The 22464-nt window shown below is 64.7% G+C and carries 17 protein-coding genes; 10 read left to right on the forward strand and 7 right to left on the reverse strand.

Going from position 1 to position 22464, the window contains the following annotated elements:
• Positions 1–98: 98 nt before the first annotated feature.
• The 3 genes from FSY59_RS07050 to FSY59_RS07060 all read left to right on the forward strand — a co-directional run bounded on the left by FSY59_RS07050 (position 99) and on the right by FSY59_RS07060 (position 5518).
• Positions 99–1271 carry an HlyD family secretion protein gene (locus FSY59_RS07050; RefSeq protein WP_003058182.1) on the forward strand — a complete coding sequence of 391 codons (1173 nt, stop codon included), beginning with the start codon at positions 99–101 and terminating at the stop codon, positions 1269–1271.
• A gap of 7 nt (positions 1272–1278) precedes the next feature.
• Complete coding sequence (locus FSY59_RS07055; protein WP_148728707.1) at positions 1279–2859, forward strand: DHA2 family efflux MFS transporter permease subunit; 1581 nt, start codon at positions 1279–1281, stop codon at positions 2857–2859.
• A gap of 175 nt (positions 2860–3034) precedes the next feature.
• On the forward strand, positions 3035–5518 hold the full coding sequence (locus tag FSY59_RS07060; RefSeq protein WP_003058180.1) for a UvrD-helicase domain-containing protein: 2484 nt from the start codon (positions 3035–3037) through the stop codon (positions 5516–5518).
• Between the two features lie 82 nt (positions 5519–5600).
• On the opposite strand, the gene FSY59_RS07065 is transcribed toward FSY59_RS07060, so the two are convergent.
• The 4 genes from FSY59_RS07065 to FSY59_RS07080 form a co-directional block, all read right to left on the reverse strand.
• Positions 5601–7607, reverse strand: coding sequence for a PhoX family phosphatase (locus FSY59_RS07065; RefSeq protein WP_003058179.1), 2007 nt, complete (start codon positions 7605–7607; stop codon positions 5601–5603).
• Positions 7608–7854: 247 nt separating this feature from the next.
• Positions 7855–8673, reverse strand: a complete 819-nt coding sequence (locus tag FSY59_RS07070; protein ID WP_003058177.1) for a BPSS1780 family membrane protein — start codon at positions 8671–8673, stop codon at positions 7855–7857.
• Positions 8674–8794: 121 nt separating this feature from the next.
• Positions 8795–9751, reverse strand: a complete 957-nt coding sequence (locus tag FSY59_RS07075; protein WP_003058175.1) for a homoserine kinase — start codon at positions 9749–9751, stop codon at positions 8795–8797.
• A gap of 122 nt (positions 9752–9873) precedes the next feature.
• A complete protein-coding gene (locus tag FSY59_RS07080) occupies positions 9874–10236 on the reverse strand; it encodes a hypothetical protein (protein WP_019043610.1) in 363 nt (120 codons plus the stop codon).
• A 98-nt stretch (positions 10237–10334) separates the two neighbouring features.
• On the opposite strand from FSY59_RS07080, the gene polA reads away from it, so the two are divergent.
• The 5 genes from polA to FSY59_RS07105 all read left to right on the forward strand — a co-directional run bounded on the left by polA (position 10335) and on the right by FSY59_RS07105 (position 16499).
• Positions 10335–13148 (forward strand): DNA polymerase I, encoded by a 2814-nt coding sequence (polA, locus tag FSY59_RS07085; RefSeq protein ID WP_003058170.1) that lies wholly within the window; start codon positions 10335–10337, stop codon positions 13146–13148.
• Between the two features lie 207 nt (positions 13149–13355).
• Entirely contained in the window at positions 13356–14018 is a 663-nt protein-coding gene (locus FSY59_RS07090; RefSeq protein ID WP_003058168.1) for an AzlC family ABC transporter permease, read from the forward strand.
• Positions 14015–14338, forward strand: a complete 324-nt coding sequence (locus FSY59_RS07095; RefSeq protein WP_003058166.1) for an AzlD domain-containing protein — start codon at positions 14015–14017, stop codon at positions 14336–14338. Before FSY59_RS07090 ends, FSY59_RS07095 begins: the two co-directional genes overlap by 4 nt.
• A 92-nt stretch (positions 14339–14430) precedes the next feature.
• Complete coding sequence (locus tag FSY59_RS07100) at positions 14431–15336, forward strand: dienelactone hydrolase family protein (RefSeq protein WP_003058164.1); 906 nt, start codon at positions 14431–14433, stop codon at positions 15334–15336.
• A gap of 200 nt (positions 15337–15536) precedes the next feature.
• On the forward strand, positions 15537–16499 hold the full coding sequence (locus FSY59_RS07105; RefSeq protein ID WP_003058162.1) for a ZIP family metal transporter: 963 nt from the start codon (positions 15537–15539) through the stop codon (positions 16497–16499).
• A gap of 47 nt (positions 16500–16546) precedes the next feature.
• On the opposite strand, the gene FSY59_RS07110 is transcribed toward FSY59_RS07105, so the two are convergent.
• From FSY59_RS07110 to FSY59_RS07120, 3 genes are all read right to left on the reverse strand, one after another.
• Complete coding sequence (locus FSY59_RS07110) at positions 16547–17284, reverse strand: LytTR family DNA-binding domain-containing protein (RefSeq protein ID WP_148728708.1); 738 nt, start codon at positions 17282–17284, stop codon at positions 16547–16549.
• Positions 17265–18335 carry a sensor histidine kinase gene (locus FSY59_RS07115; RefSeq protein WP_019043814.1) on the reverse strand — a complete coding sequence of 357 codons (1071 nt, stop codon included), beginning with the start codon at positions 18333–18335 and terminating at the stop codon, positions 17265–17267. Before FSY59_RS07115 ends, FSY59_RS07110 begins: the two co-directional genes overlap by 20 nt.
• A gap of 192 nt (positions 18336–18527) precedes the next feature.
• The gene (locus FSY59_RS07120) at positions 18528–19493 is read right to left on the reverse strand and encodes a DMT family transporter (protein ID WP_148728807.1); all 966 of its coding nucleotides are present in this window, start codon (positions 19491–19493) and stop codon (positions 18528–18530) included.
• Positions 19494–19833: 340 nt separating this feature from the next.
• Here FSY59_RS07120 and argH point away from each other — a divergent pair, with 340 nt between their 5' ends.
• Together argH and FSY59_RS07130 are read left to right on the forward strand one after the other, a co-directional pair.
• Positions 19834–21282 carry an argininosuccinate lyase gene (argH, locus tag FSY59_RS07125; protein ID WP_003058153.1) on the forward strand — a complete coding sequence of 483 codons (1449 nt, stop codon included), beginning with the start codon at positions 19834–19836 and terminating at the stop codon, positions 21280–21282.
• A gap of 99 nt (positions 21283–21381) precedes the next feature.
• Positions 21382–22362, forward strand: a complete 981-nt coding sequence (locus FSY59_RS07130; protein ID WP_148728709.1) for a Bug family tripartite tricarboxylate transporter substrate binding protein — start codon at positions 21382–21384, stop codon at positions 22360–22362.
• Positions 22363–22464: the final 102 nt, after the last annotated feature.

Consider the following 22464-nt stretch of genomic DNA (forward strand, 5'->3'; position numbering starts at 1 on the left):
CTACGCACAACGGGTTCAGGCAAGACGACTGTCTCAGCAGGCAGACCGTGATTGCAATCCCGTTTGCGTAAGTCCCATGAATATTTCCAAGGTTTTGTATGACTGAAAACGCTTCTTCCGTGAACGCGAATCCTGCTGCGCGCGAACAGCGCCGCAACCGGCTGCTGGCCGCGCTGGCAGGTGTGGTGCTGCTTGCCGGTGGGGCCGCCGGCGCCTATTGGTGGCTGCATGCCTCCCACTTCGTCTCCACCGACAACGCCTATGCGGCGGCCGAGGTGGCACAGGTCACGCCGTCCATAGGCGGCACGGTGCTGGAGGTGCTGGTCAGGGACACCCAGGCCGTCAAGCAAGGCGATGTGCTGGTGCGCATCGATCCCACGGACGCCAGGCTGGCACTGGCCCAGGCCGAGGCCGAGCTGGCCCGCGCCACGCGCCGCGTCAAGGGCTATGTGGCCAACGATGGCGGGCTGAAAGCGCAGGTCACGGCACGCGAGGCCGACGAAAAGCGCGCGGCCGCCCAGTTGCTGGCGGCCGAGGCCGATATGGAGCGTGCCACCATCGATTTGCAGCGCCGCCAGGCCCTGGCCAAGAGCGGTTCGGTCTCGGGCGAGGAACTGACGCAGGCGCAGAACGCTTTTGCCGCAGCCAAGGCACAGCTCGCATCGGCCGTGGCCGCGCAGGCACAGGCCAGGGCAAACCGTGAAGCCGCCATTGGTGCCAAGCAGGTCAACGCCTCCTTGATCGAGGGTGCGGATGCCCAGACCAATCCCGAGGTGCAGCTGGCGCAGGCGCGGCGCGACCAGGCCCAGGTCGATCTGGATCGCAGCACGGTGCGTGCTCCCGTCGATGGCGTGGTGGCCAAGCGCAGCGTGCAGATCGGTCAGCGCGTGCAGGCCGGTGCGCCATTGATGACGGTGGTGCCGGTGCAGCGGATCTATGTGGATGCCAACTTCAAGGAGGGCCAGCTGGGCAAGGTGCGCGTGGGCCAGCGCGTGCAGCTGCAGTCCGATCTGTACGGCAGCGATGTGAAGTACAGCGGCACTGTGGTGGGCTTCAGCGGCGGCTCCGGCTCGGCGTTTGCGGCCATTCCCGCGCAGAACGCCACGGGCAACTGGATCAAGGTGGTGCAGCGCCTGCCCGTGCGCATTCAGCTCGATGCCGCCGAGCTGGCCAGGAACCCGCTGCGCGTGGGCCTGTCCATGCAGGTGACGGTGGACACCCGCAGCGGCCCTGCCGACGCAGCCGGCGTGGCGACCACGGCCGCGCAGTGAGTGCCTCATGAGCGATCACAACGCAAGTGCGGCCGCAGCGGCCGATGCGCCTGCCGTGCCCATGGCCGCCGGCATGGTGCCGCTGACGGGGGGCACGCTGTGGCTGGCGGCCCTGGTGTTGGCCGCAGCCAATTTCATGGCCGTGCTGGACATGACGGTGGCCAATGTCTCCGTGCCCAGCATCGCCGGCAATCTGGGCGCGACCACCAGCCAGGGAACCTGGGTCATCACCAGCTATGCGGTGGCCGAGGCCATCACCGTGCCGCTGACCGGCTGGCTGGCGGCGCGCTTCGGCGCGGTGCGCGTGTTTGCCACGGCCATGGGCCTGTTCGGTCTGGCATCGCTGCTGTGCGGCCTGGCCAATTCCCTGGGCATGCTGGTGTTTGCGCGTATCTTGCAGGGTCTGGCCGGCGGCCCGCTGATGCCGCTGTCCCAGTCGCTGCTGCTGCGCATCTTCCCGCCGCGCATGGCGCCCGCAGCCATCGGCCTGTGGTCCATGACCACGCTGATTGCCCCCGTGCTGGGCCCCATCGTGGGCGGCTGGATCTGCGACGAGTACACCTGGCACTGGATCTTTCTGATCAACATCCCGGTGGCCCTGGTCTGCGCGTTTGCGGTCTGGCATCTGGTCAGGCGCTACGAGCGGCCGCTGCTCAAGAACCCCATAGACACCGTGGGCCTGCTTCTGCTCATCGTCTGGGTGGGCTCGCTGCAGCTGATGCTGGATGAAGGCAAGAACCTGGACTGGTTTGCCTCGCCCATGATCGTGGCGCTGGCTGCGGTGGCCGTGGTGGGCTTTGCGGCCTTCATGATCTGGGAGCTGCATGCCGAGCACCCGATCGTGGATCTGCGCGTCTTCAGGCACCGCGGCTTTTCCATGGCCGTGCTGACCATCAGTCTGGCGTTTGCGGCCTTCTTCGCCGTCAATGTGCTCACGCCGCTGTGGCTGCAGAGCTTCATGGGCTACACGGCCACGCTGGCGGGTCTGGTCACGGCATGGACGGGGCTGTTCGCGCTGTTCGTGGCGCCGGCCGCCGCCGGGCTGGCGGCCCGGGTGGACCCGCGCCGGCTGATCTTTGGCGGGGTGTTCTGGATGGGGGTGATCACCTGCTGGCGGGCGTTCGCCACGACGGACATGGGCTATTGGGACATCGCCCTGCCACTGATGTTCATGGGGCTGGGTCTGCCGTTCTTCTTCATCCCGACCACCGGGCTGGCGCTGGCCAGCGTGGAGCCGCAGGAGATGGATAACGCCGCCGGCCTGATGAACTTTCTGCGCACCCTGTCGGGCGCGGCGGCGGTCTCCGTGGTCAACACGGCCTGGGAGAACGGCACGACGCGCAAGCATGCGGATCTGGTGGGTTTGAGCGATGCCGGCGGCGAGGTGCTGCACGGGCTGCAGCAGTCGGGCATGAGTGCCGATGCGGCGCTGTCGGCGCTTGATCAGCTCATCACCAGCCAGAGCGTGATGCTGGCCACCAATCAGATCATGTTCATCATCGCGGGCGGCTTTGTGCTCGCGGCCTGCGCGATCTGGCTGGCACCGAGGCCGACCCGCACGGTCGATCCCGGTGCGGGCGGCCACTGAGTGCCGTGGCTTGAATGAATTGATAGCTGCTTGCGCTTGATATTCATGAGTTTCAGATACAAAAGTATCTGAAATCCATATTTATCATGCGCAGGCAGCTTTTCTTTCAGGAGCACGAAGCCGCGAAAGCAGCAGCAGATCGCAGGGAGTCGCCAGCATTTCTACAATGGGGGCTATGTTCCCGATCGACCTGCTTGACTCCGCGCCAGACGGTGCAAATTCCGGCGCCAATCCCGCCTCTCACTCGCCCCTGCTGACCGGCCTCAACGATGAGCAGCTGGCCGCAGTGACCCTGCCTGCGGGCCATGCGCTGATTCTGGCAGGTGCCGGCTCGGGCAAGACGCGTGTGCTGACCACGCGCATCGCCTGGCTGCTGCAGACCGGGCAGGCCACGCCCGGCTCCATCATGGCTGTGACCTTCACCAACAAGGCCGCCAAGGAGATGCTCACGCGCCTGTCGGCCATGCTGCCCTACAACGTGCGCGGCATGTGGATCGGCACGTTCCACGGCCTGTGCAACCGACTGCTGCGCGCCCACTATCAGGCAGCCAGGCTGCCGCAGGCGTTCCAGATTCTGGATACCCAGGATCAGCTTTCGGCCATCAAGCGCCTGTGCAAGCAGTTCAATGTGGATGACGAGCGCTTTCCGCCCAAGCAGCTGATGTACTTCATTGCGGGCTGCAAGGAAGAGGGCATGCGCCCTGGCGATGTGGTGGCGACCGACCCCGACACTCGCAAGAAAGTGGAGCTGTACCAGCTCTACGAAGAGCAATGCCAGCGCGAAGGCGTGGTCGATTTTGGTGAGCTGATGCTGCGCAGCTACGAGCTGCTGCGTGACGATGTCCATCTGCGCCACCACTACCAGCGCCGCTTTCAGCATATTTTGGTGGACGAGTTCCAGGACACCAACAAGCTGCAGTACCAGTGGCTCAAGCAACTGGCGGGCGACGATGTGGGCGGGCGCTACGAGTCGGCTGCCAGCGTGATTGCCGTGGGCGATGACGACCAGAGCATCTATGCCTTTCGCGGCGCGCGCGTGGGCAATATGGCGGACTTCATCCGCGAGTTCGACGTCAAAAACCAGATCAAGCTGGAGCAGAACTACCGCAGCTACAGCAACATCCTCGACTGCGCCAACGCCCTCATCAGCCACAACAGCAACCGCCTTGGCAAGAACCTGCGCACCAGCCAGGGCCCGGGCGAGCCGGTGCGCATCTACGAAGCGCCCAGCGATCTGGCCGAGGCTGCGTGGATGGTTGACGAGATCAAGCAGCTGGTCAAAAACGATGGCTTCACGCGCCAGGAAATTGCCGTGCTCTACCGCAGCAATGCGCAAAGCCGGGTGATCGAGTCGGCGCTGTTCAATTCCAGAATTCCCTACCGTGTGTATGGCGGCCTGCGGTTTTTCGAGCGCGCCGAAATCAAGCATGCCCTGGCCTATCTGCGCCTGCTGGAGAATCCGCACGACGACACCAGTTTCCTGCGCGTGGTGAATTTCCCCGCACGCGGGATCGGCGCGCGCACGATCGAAGTCCTGCAGGACACGGCGCGCAGCAGCGGCACTTCGCTGAGCGACGCCGTCACCGCCGTGGGCGGCGCGGCAGGCACCAAGCTGCAGGGCTTTGTGGCACAGATCGATGTGCTGCGCGAGCAGACGCAAGGGCGCACGCTGCGTGAAATCATCGAGACCGTGGAAGAGCAAAGCGGCCTGATCGAGCATTACCGCAACGAGAAAGAGGGCGCGGACCGTATCGAGAACTTGCAGGAACTGGTCACGGCTGCCGAGAGCTTTGTGACCCAGGAAGGCTTTGGCCGCGATGCCGTGGCCATGCCGCTGGACGAGCAGCAGAACGCGCCGCAGCTGAGCCAGTCGCCGGTCAGCCAGGGGCTGGACCCGAATCAGCCGCTGCTGGACGAGGCGCTCAGGGCGCCGGCCGGTACGGCGGCCTCCATGGTCAATGCCGATACCGGTGAGACGCTGTCGCCGCTGCAGGCCTTTCTCGTGCATGCGGCACTGGAAGCGGGCGACAACCAGGCCCAGGCAGGCCAGGATGCCGTGCAGCTGATGACCGTGCATGCTTCCAAGGGCCTGGAGTTCGATGCCGTGTTCATAGGCGGTGTGGAGGAGGGCCTGTTCCCGCACGAGAACGCCATGATGGATCGTGGCGGTCTGGAGGAGGAGCGGCGCCTGGCCTATGTGGCCATCACGCGTGCGCGCAAGCGTCTGTATCTGAGCCATTCGCAGACGCGCATGCTGCATGGCCAGACGCGCTACAACGTCAAGAGTCGCTTCTTTGACGAGCTGCCTGAAGAAGCGCTCAAGTGGATCACGCCCCGGCAGAGCGGCTTTGGCAGCTTCGCCCCTTCCTCAGGGGCTGGCGGTGCCTGGGGATCCAGGGGCGCAGGCCAGTTCGGCTCCGGCTCGGGCTGGGGCGGCAAGCAGACCGAAGTCTTTGCCAGCCCGCCCGTGCCGCAGCAAAAGGCCGAGCCCGCGCACGGCATCAAGGCCGGTATCGCGGTGTTCCACAACAAGTTCGGCGAGGGCAAGGTGCTGGCGGTGGAAGGCACGGGTGACGATGCACGTGCCCAGGTCAGCTTCGGTCGCCATGGCACCAAGTGGCTGGCGCTGGCGATTGCCAAGCTGACAATCGTTGACTGAGTTGCCCTAGGTCCCTGGCGTATGAAAAAAGCCGCGGCCTTTTGCAAGGCGCGGCTTTTTTGTCGAGGCCCGGGTGCGGCGCTTACTTGGCGCTGAGCTTCATCTGGGCGGGCGAGGCCGTGATGTAGCCCACGGCGGAGCCGAACTTGTCCTTGTAGTTGGCCTTGATCAGCGGATCCAGCTGGGTCTTGACGTTGGCGTGGATGCCGCCCCAGTCACCGGCGTGCTGGAAGTTGCTCATGATGTAGGTCCAGCCGTTGATTTCGTCCACGGCATGCAGGCCCGTGGATTCGCCGCCGGCGGGCACGGACAGCACGCGCGACAGCTGCTTGGTGTCCACGTTGTAGGCCCACATGAAGTTGTTGACGTGCTGGCTGCTGTCCTCGCCGATGAACAGGGTGCGCATTTTTTCCGAGAACTTGAGGTTGTCGGGGTTGGCAATCTTGTTGGGGTTGGCGGTGTTGCCCAGGGCGTCGCCCTTGAGGGTCTTGCCGTCGGTGTCCAGCAGATCCTCGCCAGCCAGCAGGGCAGCCGTGTCCACGGGCATCCATTCGCTGTTGATGGCCGTGCCGGTCGTGTCCTTCTGGCCGCCCTTGAGGTTCAGCGCCATCACGACGCCGGCCACCAGCTGCTTGGGCACCGAGACGCCGTTGCCTGCCACGTTGGCGGCATTGCCGGCCACCATGGAGGACTGCACGTTCTGCAGTGCGGAGTAGGCAATCTTGTCCTTGGCGTTGACGGTCGTGCCTTCCATCTTGGTGAAGCCCAGGCTGGCGCCCTTGAAGGCGGCATAGCGATGGGTCTCGAGGAAGGCTGCGGCCTTGTCCATGCCGGCGTTGATCTTGATCCACTCGGTCTTGCCGTTGGCCACGATCTTGGTGTAGCTGGAGTCGCTGGGGTCGGTCTTGGACACGGTCATGATGTCCGTGGGCTTGAGCGTGTTGGCCAGGTTTTCGATTTCGGCGCTGGTGGCCGAGCCCAGCTTGATCCAGGTCAGCGGCGCGGCGCTCTTGGCGGCGGGGTCGATGGAGAAGCCCGCGCCGACCTTGGCGGCGTACAGCGTGCCTGAGGACAGGTCTTTTTCCTTGTCGGCGACGAAGACGAAGTAGCCGCTGTTGGTGGCGTCGTCACCCATGAGCGCGGTGCGCTGGTCGGGCATGACCTGCACCAGCTCGTGCGAGATGCGGCCCATGCAGAAGTGCTTCTTGATGGTGGCCGTGCCGTCGACATTGACGATCACTTCGGGCATGTGGCCGTAGTGGTAGGGGTTGGCCTTGCTGGAGTCGCCGTAGAGGTTCTGGCTATAGGCCTGGAACATGGTGTTGCTGGCGATGCTGAAGGCATCGGGCTCGTACTCTTCCGAGGACAGATGGGTGCCCCAGGGCGACAGGCTGGCGCCGCAGGTGATCCACAGGCCGTGGACCTTGGAGGTGTCCACATTGTGGTACTTGACCAGGCTCAGCTTGCCCGTGGTCTGGTCCTGGTCCAGCGTCAGCACGGCGATGGGCGAGGGCAGCTTGCCGTACATATCGGTCGTGCCGTCCTGGGCCCAGGTGGTGTATTCGAACTGCACCACGGCAAACACGGGCTGGCCCTTGACGCCGTCGACCTTGGCATTGGGCACGGTCAGCAGCGAGGTGCCGTCGGGCGAGTCGGAGAAGAAGTGGCGCTCCTTGCCGGAGACGGTCTTGTCGATGATCTTGTTGTTGTAGATGTCGTAGTAGCCGCCGGCCAGCAGCTGGCCGCCCTTGCCGTCGGAGACCATGTCGCCGGTCACGAAGAAGGGCTGGTAGCCCAGGTCGTAGACCTGCTCGCTCTTGTCGTCGAATGCGACCTTGAGCTGGGAGGCCACATACATGGTGGCCATATTGGCGGGCGTGGTCAGCGAAGGCGCGGCCATGGCGGTGAAGCTGGCCGAGACATAGTTCTTGGTGACGGGAGGCGTCGTAGGCGTTGTCGGGGTGTCGTCATCGCCACCACCACATGCGGCCAGCAGGCTGGATGCGGACACGACCGAACCCAGGGGGAGCAGGGGAGCGCCGGAAAAGAGTTGCAGGGCCTTACGACGGCTGAGCAGATTTTGTGCCATGAGAGTTTCGCAGTGTGGGGTGAAGCGCAGACTTGGGGCCGCGCTGAATTGGATGAATGCCAGGACATGAGATGCATGCCCTGTTCAGTCCTGCGAATCCTAGGAAACGAATATGACAGCGGCGTGGCTGCTTGATGACATCGGCATGAATGATGGTTTGCGCCACTGCCGGGCGCGGACCGGCGTGCGGCCCATAAAAAAAGCCCCGACCTGGGAGGGCGGGGCTGCTGCGGTCTGCCGCTGGCGCTTACAAATCCGGCGCGGGCGGTGCGCTGTCGATCAGCGTCTGCTCGGCGTCGGGAGGGCTGAAGCTGTCACGGAAGGTAAACACGATGGAGGTAAAAAAGATGGCAGCCAGCATCAGGGCCGTTGCCACCATCAGACCCCCGGCAATGCTGCCGATGAGCATGGCCAGAATGCCGGTGACGATGGCCAGAGCCATGCCGGAGACGATGAACACACCGATCCAGCAGACACCGAACACCAGATAGGCACCGATATTGCGGATGCAGCCGACAAAGCTGAAGAACAGCGATTTGACGGGGCTGATGCCATGCCAGTGAATGAGCGCCGGTGCATGCCAGAAGGCCAGCGACAGCGGCAGGTAGAGAAACATGCTCAGCCACATGGCGGACTGGAACTCGGGCTCCTCGGCGAGTTCGCGGGTCATGGGGGTCTGGCCCAGGTAGACACTGGCGAACGTGCCGCCATCGACCAGGCTGGAGGCACCGATGATGAGCAGAAAGCCGGCGGCATAGAGGCCGCCCAGGATCAGCATGGAGTGCAGGTGCTGGCTGCCGGAGCGAAAAGACACCAGCAGCAGCGCCGGTGTGGGCTTGCGGCCGTGGGCGGCTTCGGAGGCAGCGACCATCATGCTCAGCGAGATGCAGGGCAGCAGTGCCAACGCGATGACGGGGCCGATCAGCGGCACGGCCGAGATCAGCGACATGCTGGCCATGCCCAGAAAGAACAGGGCGGCCAGGGCCAGGGGCTGGCTTCTGAAGGTGCGCAGGCCCTGCAGCACCCATTGCAGACCGGTGCCGGGTGGAACGATTTGAAGTTTCATGGAAGAGGCTGAAATACTTTTGCGAGAGCGTGCAAAAGTCGCTCTTGCACTGTACCCGAGACGGCTGGGCGGGGCCATCAAAAGCCCCGGGGCACCCAACTTCTTGGCGCCGGGCTGGCGCTCAGTCCAGCGTCAACGGATGGGCGATGCGCTGGCTCAGCACGCGCTCGAAGTGGGTGGGGTCGTGGGGCTGCAGCAGGGCGGCTTCACGCGGCAGATGGAAGTCCCAGAGGCGGGAGATCCAGAAACGCAGGGCGCCGGCACGCAGCTGGGCGTTGAGCAGTTCGCGCTCGGCTGCGGCCAGCGGGCGCACGGCCTGGTAGGCCGCAAGCATGGCCTTGGCGCGCTCGGCATCATGGGCACCTGTTGCGTGATCGATACACCAATCGTTGAGGCAGACCGCCAGATCGAAGAGCCAGGTGTCCACGCCCGCGAAATAGAAGTCGAAGAAACCGGTGAGCCGTTCGCCGTCGAACATCACGTTGTCACGGAACAGATCGGCATGGACGGGGCCACGCGGCAGGGCCGCATAGCTGGCCGAGGCGGCGACATGGTTCTGGTAGGCCAGCTCGGCGCGCAGCATGGCGGCGGTTTCCTCGCCCAGATGCGGCAGGACCACGGGCACGGTTTCATTCCACCAGGGCAGGCCGCGCAGATTGGGCTGCTGGCGGTCGTAGTCCTGACCGGCCAGATGCATGCGCGCCAGCATGTCGCCCACGGCCGCGCAGTGCACGGCAGCCGGGGCCAGCTGGCTCTTGCCGGCCAGGCGGTTGACGATGGACGCAGGCTTGCCGCAGACCTTGAGCAGAATGTCGCCGCTGCGAGTCTCGCTTTGCGGGTCCGGCACGGGAATGCCGGCCCGTGCCAGATGCTTCATCAGGTACAGATAGAACGGCAGCTGTTCGGCGCTCAGGCGTTCGAACAGTGTCAGCACCCACTCACCCTGGTCGGTCGTCAGAAAGTAGTTGGTGTTTTCGATACCGCCTTGAATGCCGCGCAATTCCTTGAACGAGCCTAGGGACATGCGGCGCAGCAGGTCGCGCGCATCTTTATCGGAAACTTCGGTGAAAACAGCCATGGTGAGTGAATACGCCGGTCTGGGGCGACCGACCGAACTAGCAGGGAGAAGGTGTCTATATGCAACAGGGCAGTGCTCTGAAGCACTGCCCTGTCATGAATGGGGGAAAAGCGCGCCGCGCTTCAGAACTTGAGGAAATTCCAGACGCGCGTACCCGTGGTGTCGCCGCTGTTGCTGTCGCGGTTGCGGGCTGCGCGGGCGCCGTCGTTGGACTGCACCTCGTACTCGGGCATGGAGCCTACCTTGGGTTGCACGGTGATGCTCTGGGTCTGGCCGCCGACGCGGGTTTCATCGACTCGGCTGCCGGCGTCCTCCACGCGGATATGTTCGATCCGCTGGTTGTGCTTGCCGGTCGCCGCCGCATTGTCCTGCTGGCCCTGGGGCGCAGGAGCGATTGCGGCATCGGCCGGCGCAGGGGTGGGGGACTGGGCCAGAACGGATCCGGCGGCCAGGCTCAGCATAATGAAAAGTGGTGCAGCGCGCATAGTGTGGATTGTAGGGCGACTTCGAATTGTCCCACCAGGTGCTATCCGTCTCGGGTCTGCGGACCGGCGGAGCCGGGCTCGCGTGCACAATCCGGGGTATGAGCAATTCCAAGACCCTGGTGCTGGTGGACGGCTCCAGCTACCTCTACCGCGCCTACCATGCCATGCCCGACCTGAGGGCGATTCCCGGCGACCCGGCCAGCCCGGCCACGGGTGCCATCCGCGGCATGGTGAACATGATGCAGGCGCTGAGGAAGGACGTGCAGGCCGATTACGCCGTCTGCGTGTTCGATGCCTCGGGGCCGACCTTCCGCGACGAGATGTACACCGAGTACAAGGCCACGCGCTCGCCCATGCCCGACGATCTGCGCAGCCAGATCGAGCCCATCCACGAAGTGGTGGCCATGCTGGGCTGGAAGGTGGTGGCCGTGCCCGGCGTGGAAGCCGACGACGTGATCGCGACGCTGGCGCAGACCGCTGCGGCTCAGGGCATACAGGTCATCGTCTCCAGCGGCGACAAGGACTTGAGCCAGTTGGTCAATGAGCATGTGACCATCATCGACACCATGAACGGCAAGAAGCGCGACGTGGCCGGCGTGACGGCCGAGTTCGGCGTGCCGCCGGCGCTGATGATCGACTACCAGGCCCTGGTGGGCGACACCGTGGACAACGTGCCCGGCGTGACCAAGGTCGGGCCCAAGACCGCCGCCAAATGGCTGGAGGAGTTCGGCACGCTGGACAATCTGATTGCCAACGCGGCAGGCATCAAGGGCGTCGCGGGCCAGAACCTGCGCGATGCGATTGCCAGCGGCCAGCTGGCGCTGAGCCGCCAGCTGGTGACCATGAAAACCGATTGCGATCTGTCAGCCTACATTGGCGGCCTGCCGCAGCTCGATGCCGTCACGCTGGCCGAGCCCGATAGCGCCGCGCTCGCGCCGTTCTACGAGAAATACGGCTTCAAGGGCCTGGTGCGCACCCTGGGCGCCGCTGCGGCCGACGTCAAGGCGGCCAAGCCCGGCAAGGCTGCCAAGGCAGACAGTGCCCAGGGCGGCCTGTTCGATGCCGATGACGCGGCGGCCACCGAGGTGGCCGTGGCGGCCCAGCAGCGCGATGTGCTCTACACCACGATTCTGAGCGAGGCGCAACTCGATGAATGGCTGGCCAAGATCGAGGCCGCCGAGCTGACCGCGCTGGATACCGAGACCGATTCGCTGGACGAGATGGTGGCCCGCATCGTCGGCATTTCCTTCAGCGTGGCCGTGGGCGAGGCCGCCTATATTCCGCTGCGCCACGAGGGCATGGACGTGCCCGAGCAGCTCGATCTGGACAAGGTGCTGGCCAGGCTCAGGCCCTGGCTCGAGGATGCGTCCAGGAAGAAGCTGGGCCAGCATGTCAAATATGACCAGCATGTGTTTGCCAACCACGGCATCACCGTGCGCGGCTATGCGCACGACACCATGCTGCAGTCCTATGTGCTCGAAGCCGACCGCCCGCACAATCTGACCAGCCTGGCGCTGCGCCATGTGAATCGCAGCGGCATCAGCTACGAAGACCTGTGCGGCAAGGGCAAGAGCCAGATTCCGTTTGCCCAGGTGCCCGTGGACAAGGCCGCAGCCTACAGCTGCGAGGACTCCGACCAGACGCTGGACGTGCACAACACCTTGTGGCCGCGCATCCAGGTCCATGCCGGGCTGCTGCATATCTACGAGCTGGAAATGCAGACCAGCGAAGCGCTGTTTCGCATCGAGCGCAATGGCGTGAGCATCGACGCGGGTGAGCTGGCACGCCAGAGCAATGATCTGGGCGCACGCATCCTGAAGCTCGAGGAAGAGGCTTACGAGATTGCGGGCCAGCCCTTCAATCTGTCCTCGCCCAAGCAGCTGGGCGAGATCTTCTTCGACAAGCTGGGCATGCCCGTCGTGAAGAAGACCGCCACCGGCGCGCGCAGCACGGACGAGGAAGTGCTGGAAAAGCTGGCCGAGGACTATCCGCTGCCCGCCAAGCTGCTGGAGCACCGCAGCCTCTCCAAGCTCAAGGGAACCTACACCGACAAGCTGGCGCAGATGGCCTTGCCCAGCGACGGCCGCGTGCACACCCACTACGCCCAGGCCGTGGCGGTGACGGGGCGTCTGTCCAGCAACGACCCCAATCTGCAGAACATTCCCGTGCGCACGCCCGAAGGCCGCCGCGTGCGCGAAGCCTTTGTGGCCCCCGAGGGCAAGCTGATTGCCAGCGCCGACTATTCGCAGATCGAGCTGCGCATCATGGCCCATCTGTCGGGCGACGAAGCCTTGCTGAGCGCCTTCAAGAACGGCCTGGACGTGCACCGCGCCACGGCCGCCGAAGTCTTCGGCGTGAGTGTGGACGAGGTCAGCAGCGAGCAGCGCCGCTATGCCAAGGTGATCAACTTCGGCCTGATCTACGGCATGAGCAGCTTCGGCCTGGCCAAGAACCTGGGCATCGAAACCAAGGCGGCGGCCGCCTATATCGACAAATACTTCCAGCGCTATCCCGGCGTGAAGCGCTATATGGACCAGACCGTGGAGCTGGCCCATGCCCAGGGCTATGTGGAGACCGTCTTCGGTCGGCGCCTGGTGCTGCCCGAGATCAACGGCGGCAACGGCCCGCGCAAGAAAGCGGCCGAGCGCGCTGCCATCAACGCCCCCATGCAGGGCACGGCGGCCGATCTGATCAAGAAGGCCATGGTGGCCGTGCAGGCCAGGCTGGATGCCGAAAAGCCCGAGGTGCTGGTCATCATGCAGGTGCACGACGAGCTGGTGTTCGAGCTGCCCGAAGCCGCCCGGGACTGGGTGCAGGCCGAGATCCCTGCCATCATGGCCGGCGTGGCCGATCTGTCCGTGCCGCTGCTGGCCGAGATCGGCTTTGGCAGCAGCTGGGAAAAGGCGCATTGAGCTTTTCACCCAAAGGCGCACTGATACGCTTTCGTCCCGGGGGCGCCTAGGTCTTGCCGAGGTGGTCCCTTAAAAAAGAGAGCTGCTTGCGCTTTCTGAAAAAGCACTTCAGGTTGTTTTTGACCTGAAGTGCTTTGTTTACAAGCGCTGTCAGCTCCTGAATTGTTCTAGGTTGTTGCGGGAAATATCTTGTTCAAAGGCTTTGCAATGACGCCCGCCGTGCGCACGGGGCTGTCGATTTCGGTGGCGACGGGGCTGTACGGCATCTCCTTCGGCGCGCTGTCCGTGGCGGCCGGCCTCAACCTCTGGCAGACCATGGCGCTGAGCGCGCTGATGTTCACGGGCGGTTCGCAGTTCGCCTTCATCGGCGTGGTGGCGGGCGGCGGCAGCGGCATGGCGGCCGTCAGCGCGGCCTCGCTGCTGGGCGTGCGCAATGCCATCTACGGCATGCAGATGAGCCGTCTGCTGGGCGTCCAGGGGCTGCAGCGCTGGCTGGCGGCGCACTGGACGATCGACGAATCCGCGGCCACGGCATCGGGCCAGGAGGAACTGGCCGAGCAGCGGCGCGGCTTCTGGGTCGCCGGGGCGGGCGTGTTCCTGCTCTGGAACCTGTTCACCTTGCTGGGCGCGCTGATGGGCAACGCGCTGGGCGATACGCGCCGCTTCGGCCTCGACGGGGCTGCCGTGGCGGCCTTTCTCGGCCTGCTCTGGCCGCGCCTGAACGCGCGCGAGCCGGTGGCGCTGGCGCTGGGCTGCGGGCTGGTCACGGCCCTGGCCATACCCTGGGTGCCTGCAGGCGTGCCGATTCTGCTGGCCGCAGCCCTGGGCGCCTTCTGGGGCTGGGTGCGCCCTTCGGAGGCCGGGCAATGACGCTGTCCCTGTCCTTGTCCCTGTGGCAATGGATCTTGCTGGCCTGTGCGCTGGCCTTTGTGACCAAGCTGCTGGGCTACAGCCTGCCCGAGCGCTGGATGCGCAGCCCGCGCATGGCCCAGATCGCGGCCTGTCTGACGGTGGCGTTGCTGGCTTCGCTGACGGTGATGAACACCCTGGCCAGCGGCACGCGCATCAGCCTGGATGCGCGCCTGGGCGCCTTGCTGGTGGCGGCGCTGGCCCTGTGGCTGCGGGCACCATTCTTGCTGGTGGTGATTCTGGGGGCCGTGGCTGCGGCGCTGCTGCGCTGGCTGGCCTGAGGTGCCTGCAACGCACTGGCCTTAGACTGCATGGCCAGCCAGGCTTGAGATCGTCAACACGTTCTGAAATTCCATCAACCCAAGGAGGATCCATGAAGTACGAAGACATCGCTCAGGATATGCAGGGGCTGCTCGGCGCTCGCGCCGATGCCCAGCCCAGCCGCCGCACGGCCTTGCGCGCAGCCCTCGGGGCCGGCCTGGGCGTGGGCTATGCCTGCGCCGCCGGCCCGGTCATGGCTCAGACGGCCATCAAGACCCCGGTCGACGGCCTGACGGCAGGCGAGGTCAGCATCGATGTCAAAGGCTTCAAGCTGCCGGCCTACCGGGCCATGCCTGCGGGCAAGCAGAATCTGCCCGTGGTGCTGGTGATCTCCGAAATCTTCGGCGTGCACGAATACATTGCCGATACCTGCCGCCGCCTGGCGCGTGCGGGCTATCTGGCGATAGCGCCCGACCTGTTCGTGCGCCAGGGCGATCCCATGGCCTATGGCGAGATGGCCAAGCTCATGAGCGAGGTGATCGCCAAGGTACCCGATGCCCAGGCCATGGGCGATCTGGACGCTGCCGTGCAATGGGCAGGCACCCAGGGCGGCGATGTCAGGAAGCTGGCCATCACCGGCTTTTGCTGGGGCGGGCGCATCACCTGGCTGTATGCCGCACATGCCCCGCTCAAGGCCGGCGTGGCCTGGTACGGGCGTCTGCAGGGCAACAAGAACGATTTGCAGCCCAGCTATCCGCTGGACCTGGTGGGACAGCTCAAGGCACCGGTACTGGGCCTGTACGGCGGCAAGGACACGGGCATTCCGCTGGAGTCGGTCGAAGCCATGAAGGCCGCGCTCAAGACCGGCTCTGCGGCGGCCAGGGCCTCGGAGTTCGTGATCTTCCCCGAGGCGCCCCATGCCTTCCATGCCGACTACCGCCCCAGCTACCGCGAGCAGGCCGCGCAGGACGGCTGGGCCCGCATGCTGACCTGGTTCAACCAGCATGGCGTGGCTTGATGTCTCATTCGCTGAAATTTTCGGCCCGGGGGGCTTGACAGCTTTGCTAAGGTGAAAGAAGTCCCGGCGAGCCATGCATGTCATGCGCATCCGGGGCTGACGGTATGGGGATAGTCGCAAGCGGGCCGCGTTGGGCGGCGCATTCTGCGAAAATCCTCAAGATTCGCCTGTAAAAGGTTGCGGTTAAGCCATATAAAGCTATGACATTGGTAGCAATTATTCTGGCCACCCTGGCTGCTGGTATCGGCAGTGTCTGGGTGGCCGCGTTGTTGATGAGTCTGGGAGGGGGGCGCACGCCAGGGCTGATGCCCCAGCGTCTGCTGAGCCTGGCTGCGGGAGCCTTGCTCGCCACAGCCTTCATGCATTTGCTGCCCGAAGCGTTCGAGAGCCATGGCAAATCCCATGATCTGTTCGTGGTGCTGCTGATCGGGCTGGTGTTTTTCTTTCTGCTGTCCAAGGCCGAGCTATGGCACCACGGCCATGAGCATTCGCATGGCGACGCCCACCAGCCTGTTGCCGTGCACCATGCTCACAGTCATGGTCATGACCATCAGCATGGTCACGCCCACCATGACGACCATGGAGAGCACGCGCATGGTCACAGCCATGGCAAGGGCGGCTGGGCCATTCTGACGGGCGACAGCGTGCATTGCTTTGGCGATGGCGTGCTGATTGCATCGGCCTTCGTGGCCGATATCCGCCTGGGCCTGATTGCTGCCCTGTCGGTGCTGGCCCACGAGGTGCCTCACCACATGGGCGATATCGTGGTGCTGCGCCAGTCCAGCAGCAATCGCCGCGTGGCGCTGATCAAGGTGTCCATGGCGGGAGCCGTGACCACGCTGGGCGGGGTGGCCGGCTATTTCCTGATCGGACAGCTGCACGAGCTGCTGCCGTATTTCCTGGTCGTTGCGTCGAGCAGCTTCATCTATGTGGCGCTGGCCGACCTGATTCCCCAGCTGCAAAAGCGCCTGAGCGCCAAGGAAACCGCAGCCCAGGTCTTCTGGCTGCTGCTGGGCATCGTCATCGTGACGGTGATGAGCGGTGCCGCGCACAACCATGGACACGAGCATGACCACGATCATGGTGCCGAGGTCGGGCATTCGCACGAGCCCGCCCCCGCGCCTGCGGCTGTCCACGAAGCAGCGCACAAGCACGAGCATTGATTGCAACTGCAGTCGATAAAAAACCGGCTTCCAGCCGGTTTTTTCATTCAGGAAACATCTTTCAGTTCGGTCTTGACCGCCGCCAGCTGGCGGCGCGAGACCGGCAGCAGCTCGCTGACGCCCTGCAGGCGCAGGCCCCAGCCTTCGCCTTCCTGCGGATCGTCATATTTTTCGAGGCCGCGCAAGGCCGCACGCAGCACCAGGGCGTTGCGGTGTATGCGCAGCAGATGTTCGCCATGGCGGGTTTCGAGATCGGCCAGCGCTCCGTCGAGGATGTAGTTGCGCTGCACGGTGCGCACGGTGATGTATTTCTGCTCGGCCTTGAGAAAACGCACTTCGGACAGCGGCAGCCGCAGCGTGCCGCCGCGCTCCTGAATCAGCAGCATGGGGCCGCTGTCCACGACGCTGCGCGTGCTCAGCGCACGTTCTGCCTTCTGCAGCGATTGCTGCAGGCGTTCCAGGCGTACGGGCTTGGTCAGATAGTCCACGGCATCCAGCTCGAAAGCATGTACCGCATGGCTGGCATGCGCCGTCACGAACACGATGGCGGGCGGGTTGGCCAACTCCGCCAGGGACGCTGCCAGCTGCAGCCCGTTGTGGCCGGGCATGTGGATGTCCAGCAGCACCAGCTGGACGGGGGCGGGCTGTGCGGCCTGCAGCATCTGCAGGGCCTGGTCGGCATCGGCGGCTTCCTGAACATGGTGGGGGCCATGTGCGCAGTCGCCGAGCAGAGTGCGCAGTCTGGCGCGAGCCAGAGCTTCGTCATCAACGATCAGAATGTGCATGACGGGATTCTCCCGGTTTTGGCGCGGTCTGCTGCAAAGGCACGCTCAGGCGCACCACATACAGCCCGTCGCGCACCTTGGCGCTGAAACTGCCTTGCAGGTCGTGCAGCAGCGACAGCCTGGCCCTGACGTTGTCCAGGGCCATGCCATGGCCGGTGCTTTGATGCCCGGCACTGGCCGGCGGCAAGGTGTTGATGATCTGGATCAACGCTTCGTTGCCGCGCCTTTCGGTGCGTACCTGCAGCTTGCCGCCGCGCGCATTGGGCTCCACTCCATGGCGGATGGCGTTCTCCACCAGCGGCTGCAGCAGCAGCGGCGGCAGCAGCGCTCCATGCACGCTTTCATCGAGCTGCCACTGCATCTGCAGGCGCTCGCCAAAGCGTACCTGCTCTATGGACAGATAGCGCTGGGCCAGCTCTATCTCCTGCGCCAGCGTGGTGGTCAGATGGGGTTCGGCCAAGGCATAGCGAAACAGATCGCTGAGATCCTCGAGCAAGGCTTCTGCCTTGGCCGGCTCGGCGCGCACCAGCGCAATCGCGCTGTTGAGGGTGTTGAACAGAAAGTGCGGTCTGATGCGTGACTGCAGCTCGGTGAGACGGGCCTGGGTCTGCGCCGGCGTGTTGCCGCGCGCGCGCAGCACCAGCGCCGTCACGAGCAGCGCGGCCAGCAGGCCTCCCGTGACGGCACTGGCCAGCCAGGGGGCTTTGTCGATGCCGATGAAGAACAGCATGCCGCAGGCATAAAGCCCTGCGAGCGCGCCCAGCAGCACGCCGGCCAGATATTGGCCGCGCATGTCCAGACGCTGCAACTGGTGCTTGAGGCTGCAGGCGGCGATCAGCCAGACCAGGGTGCCTGGCAGGCAGGCACCGGTGAGCAGAGCCGCGCTGGCAAACCACTCCCAGAGCGAGTCCGCACCATAGATGGCAGCCGTGCCCACCACCACCTGTACAAACAGCACGGCGCGCAGCACCACGCCGGCATTGCAGGCGTCGAACACCAGGACCGGGCGGGCCGAGGTTGGTGTGGCAGCGATGAGCGGTGAGATGGGCACGGGCGGTATGGAGCAGGACGGTGTTCGGGATGCAGACTGGAGCGAGCTGAAAATGCACCAAGGGCATTCCTGTCGACAGGGCAGCATGCCCGGTCCGAACTGGCGCAAGTGCTGCGATTATTGGCCAGCAGCTGCGCTGCAGCGGCAATTCGCGCGGCATCTGTCGGTTCGATGCATCAGCTTTGTGCTGACTCAAACAGAGGCCGCTGCCCGGCTGGCGGCCTGATAGCGTCTGAGCGACCAGACCACGCCCGCAAGAATCAGCAGTATGGGGGCCAGTTCGGCGAGCAGTGGCAGGCGCTGTTCATAGAGGAAGTGGTAGGCCAGGGCAAACAGGGTCTCGAACACCAGCAACTGGCCCACGAAGGTGATGGGCAGGCGCTGGCTGGCGGCATTCCACATCCAGTTGCCCAGCCAGGACGAGAGGATGGCCACGGCCAGATTCAACAGCCAGAACAGCTGCCAGCGCTGGGCCGGAATGTCGGGGCTGCCGGCGCCGCTGGCCTCAGGCGATATCAGCCAGAGCAGCACCCAGAGCAAGGCGCTGATCAGACCGACGACCAGACCCCAGAGCGTGGACCACTCCGTGCCGTTGAAGCGGCTCTGTGCCAGGTAACGGGTGTTGTCCAGCGCATAGCGGCTCCAGCAGAGCATGGCCAGCACGGCCATCAGCACGCCCAGCAGATAGCGCCCCTGGTTGCCTGCGGGCCCCGTGGTCAGCGCATGGGCGTTGACGAGCACGATGCCGGCCAGAATCAGCGCCATGGGGGCCAGCATGCGGCGCAGCGCAAGCGCGCCCTGGGTGTTGCGGCCCAGCAGCGGCACGGTGACGGGAACCAGGCCCACGATCAGCGAGGTCACGGCCATGCCTATCCATTGCACGGCGGTGGCGACCAGGGCGAAATAAACCACATTGCCCGTCAGGGCCAGCCATACCAGATGCCGGACATCGGCCGCTTGCAGCCTGGGCAGCAGCCTGGTGGCCCGGGGCAGAAAAACGCATAGGGCCACCACGCCGTAGAGCACGAAGCGGCCAAAGGTGATCTGCAGCGGCGAGAACTCCGGCAGCATGGCCGGCACGAGAAAAATCGCGCCCCAGAGCGCGCAGGCGGCCAGCGCAAAACCGAGGCCGGAAATCAGGGAAGAGCGGGAATGCATGCCGGGCGGCGCACCGGCCGCCTGGGCAGCGGCCGTGAAGGGAAGGTGAGCGGAGACGGCGTGATTGTCCGCGAAGGCCAGAAACCGGGTGGCTGCAGCCGGATTTGCCAGCTTGGCGAGATAAGGCTTGCAGGCCTTATCTATCAATCGCAGGGTGCTATTGAATCGTGAGTATGCGGAGCGCGAACAGCGCTTTGTCGCAGTGGCCGGCAATGGCTCTGGAACGCTGTGGCGCCCAAGCCGGGTCAGGCCGATAAAATCCCTGTTTCTGCTTTGCACAGCCGTCACGCCAAACTTCTGCATTGGGCGGCCTGTGGTTTTACGGGATTGTTGCCCTCACATGTCTACATCTGCTCCTTCGCACAACCAGCTCGATTCCAAGGCCGAAGCCTGGTCTGCCCTGTTCTCCGAACCCATGAGCGACCTGGTCAAGCGCTACACCTCCAGCGTGTTCTTTGACAAGCGCATGTGGCAGGCCGACATCCAGGGTTCTCTGGCGCATGCCGAAATGCTGTCGGCCCAGAAGATCATTGCGGCCGAAGATTTCGCCTCCATCCAGAAGGGCATGGCGCAGATCACGGCCGAAATCGAGGCCGGCACCTTCGAGTGGAAGCTGGATCTGGAAGACGTTCACCTGAATATCGAAGCGCGCCTGACCCAGCTGGTCGGCGATGCCGGCAAGCGCCTGCACACCGGCCGCAGCCGCAACGACCAGGTGGCCACCGACGTGCGCCTGTGGCTGCGCAGCGAGATCGACCTGATCGAAGGCCTGCTCAAGGAGCTGCAGCGCTCGCTGGTCGACGTGGCCGCGAAGAACGTGGAGGTGATCCTGCCCGGCTTCACCCATCTGCAGGTGGCTCAGCCCGTGAGCTTCGGCCATCATATGCTGGCCTATGTGGAAATGTTCAAGCGCGACGCCGAGCGCATGCTGGACGTGCGCAAGCGCGTCAACGTGCTGCCCCTGGGCTCTGCCGCGCTGGCCGGCACCACCTACCCGCTGGACCGCGAGCGCGTGGCCAAGACCCTGGGCATGGAAGGCGTGAGCCAGAACTCGCTGGACGGCGTGTCCGACCGCGACTTCGCCATCGAGTTCACTGCGGCGGCCTCGCTGTGCATGGTGCACGTGAGCCGTCTGTCGGAAGAGCTGATCATCTGGATGAGCCAGAACTTCGGCTTCATCAAGATCGCCGACCGCTTCACCACCGGCTCGTCCATCATGCCCCAGAAGAAGAACCCCGATGTGCCCGAACTGGCACGTGGCAAGACCGGCCGCGTGGTCGGCCATCTGATGGGTCTGATCACGCTGATGAAGGGCCAGCCCCTGGCCTACAACAAGGACAACCAGGAAGACAAGGAGCCGCTGTTCGACACGGTGGACACCCTCAAGGACACGCTGCGCATCTTCGCCGAGATGATCGGCGGCCAGCTCAACCCCGCCAGCGGCGTCAAGGAAGGCGGCATCACCGTGAATGCCGAGAACATGCGCGCTGCTGCCCTGAAGGGCTATGCCACGGCCACCGACCTGGCCGACTATCTGGTCAAGAAGGGGCTGCCCTTCCGCGACGCCCACGAAACCGTGGCTCACGCCGTGAAGCTGGCCACCATGAAGGGCGTGGACCTGACCGAGCTGCCACTGGCCGAGCTGCAGGCCTTCAATCCCAACATCGAGGCCGATGTGTTCGAGGCCCTGAGCCTGGAAGGCTCGCTCAACGCACGCAACACGCTGGGCGGTACGGCACCGGCGCAGGTGCGTGCGCAACTGGCCAAGCATCAGGCTCGCCTGGCCTGATGGGCCCCGGCACTGTGGCGTAACGTTGACGCCTTGAAAGCGCCCTTTGCCGGGCGCTTTTGTTTTGGTTAGTCTGCAAAAGAGATAAGGAGAAAACACATGACGCAATCTCGTCGTCAATTGCTGAAAGCCGGTGCGGGAGCGGTTGCAGCATCGGCCCTGGGGCCGCTGGCCTGGGCCTCGTCGGGCCAGCCCATCCGCATTCTGGTGGGCTTTCCGCCCGGCGGTGGCTCGGACGCGATTGCGCGCCTGCTGGCCGACAAGCTCAAGGACGAGCTGGGCGGCGTGACGGTGCTGGTGGAAAACCGCCCCGGAGCCGGCGGCCAGATTGCAGCGCAGCTGCTCAAGGTCTCGCCTGCCGATGGTCATACGCTGTTTCTCACGCATGACCACACCATCTCCATCCTGCCCAAGGTCGTGAAAAAGCCGGGCTTTGATCCGCAGCAGGACTTCATCCCCGTGGCCGGGGTCGCCACTTTCGTGAATGCGCTGGCCGTCTCCAGCAACACGCCGGCCAGGAATCTGGCCGAGTACGCGGCCTGGGCCAGAGGCAGTGCCAAGAACGGCACCATCGGCATTCCGGCGCCGGCATCGACCCCCGAATTTCTGGTCAAGATCCTGGCCGATCACTACCAGCTCGATCTGGTGGCCGCTCCGTATCGCGGCAGCGCCCCGCTGCTGGCCGATATGCTGGGCAATCAGATTCCGGCCGGCATTGCTTCGGTGCCCGACTTCATGGAGAACCAGAAGGCGGGCAAGCTGCGCGTGATCGGCGTGCTCGGCGCCAAGCGCCAGGCGTCCATGCCCGAGGTTCCGACCTTGCTGGAGCAGGGCATCAAGGGCTTTGAAGACATGCCTTACTACGGCATTTTTGCGCCCCGGGGCGTGCCCCAGGCCTTTGTCGAGCGCTTCTCGGCAGCGGTGGGCAATGTGCTCAAGCAGCGTGACGTCTACGCGCAGCTGACGGCACTGGGTCTTACAGTTGGATACATGAATCCCCGCCAGTTGGGGGAGCGCGAGGCCGCTTATTCCAAGGTCTGGGCCGGTATCATTCAGCGCAGCGGTTTCCAGCCGCAGTAGTTTCGCGCGTGCAGCACATGCTCAAGGCCCTGCTTCACCTGTGAGGCAGGGCTTTTGCATTCTGCCGCCCCGCACTGCTGCGTCGCTGATTCCAGACTTCAG

Source organism: Comamonas sp. Z3, assembly GCF_008121565.1.
GTDB classification, from domain to species: Bacteria; Pseudomonadota; Gammaproteobacteria; order Burkholderiales; family Burkholderiaceae_C; genus Comamonas; species Comamonas brasiliensis.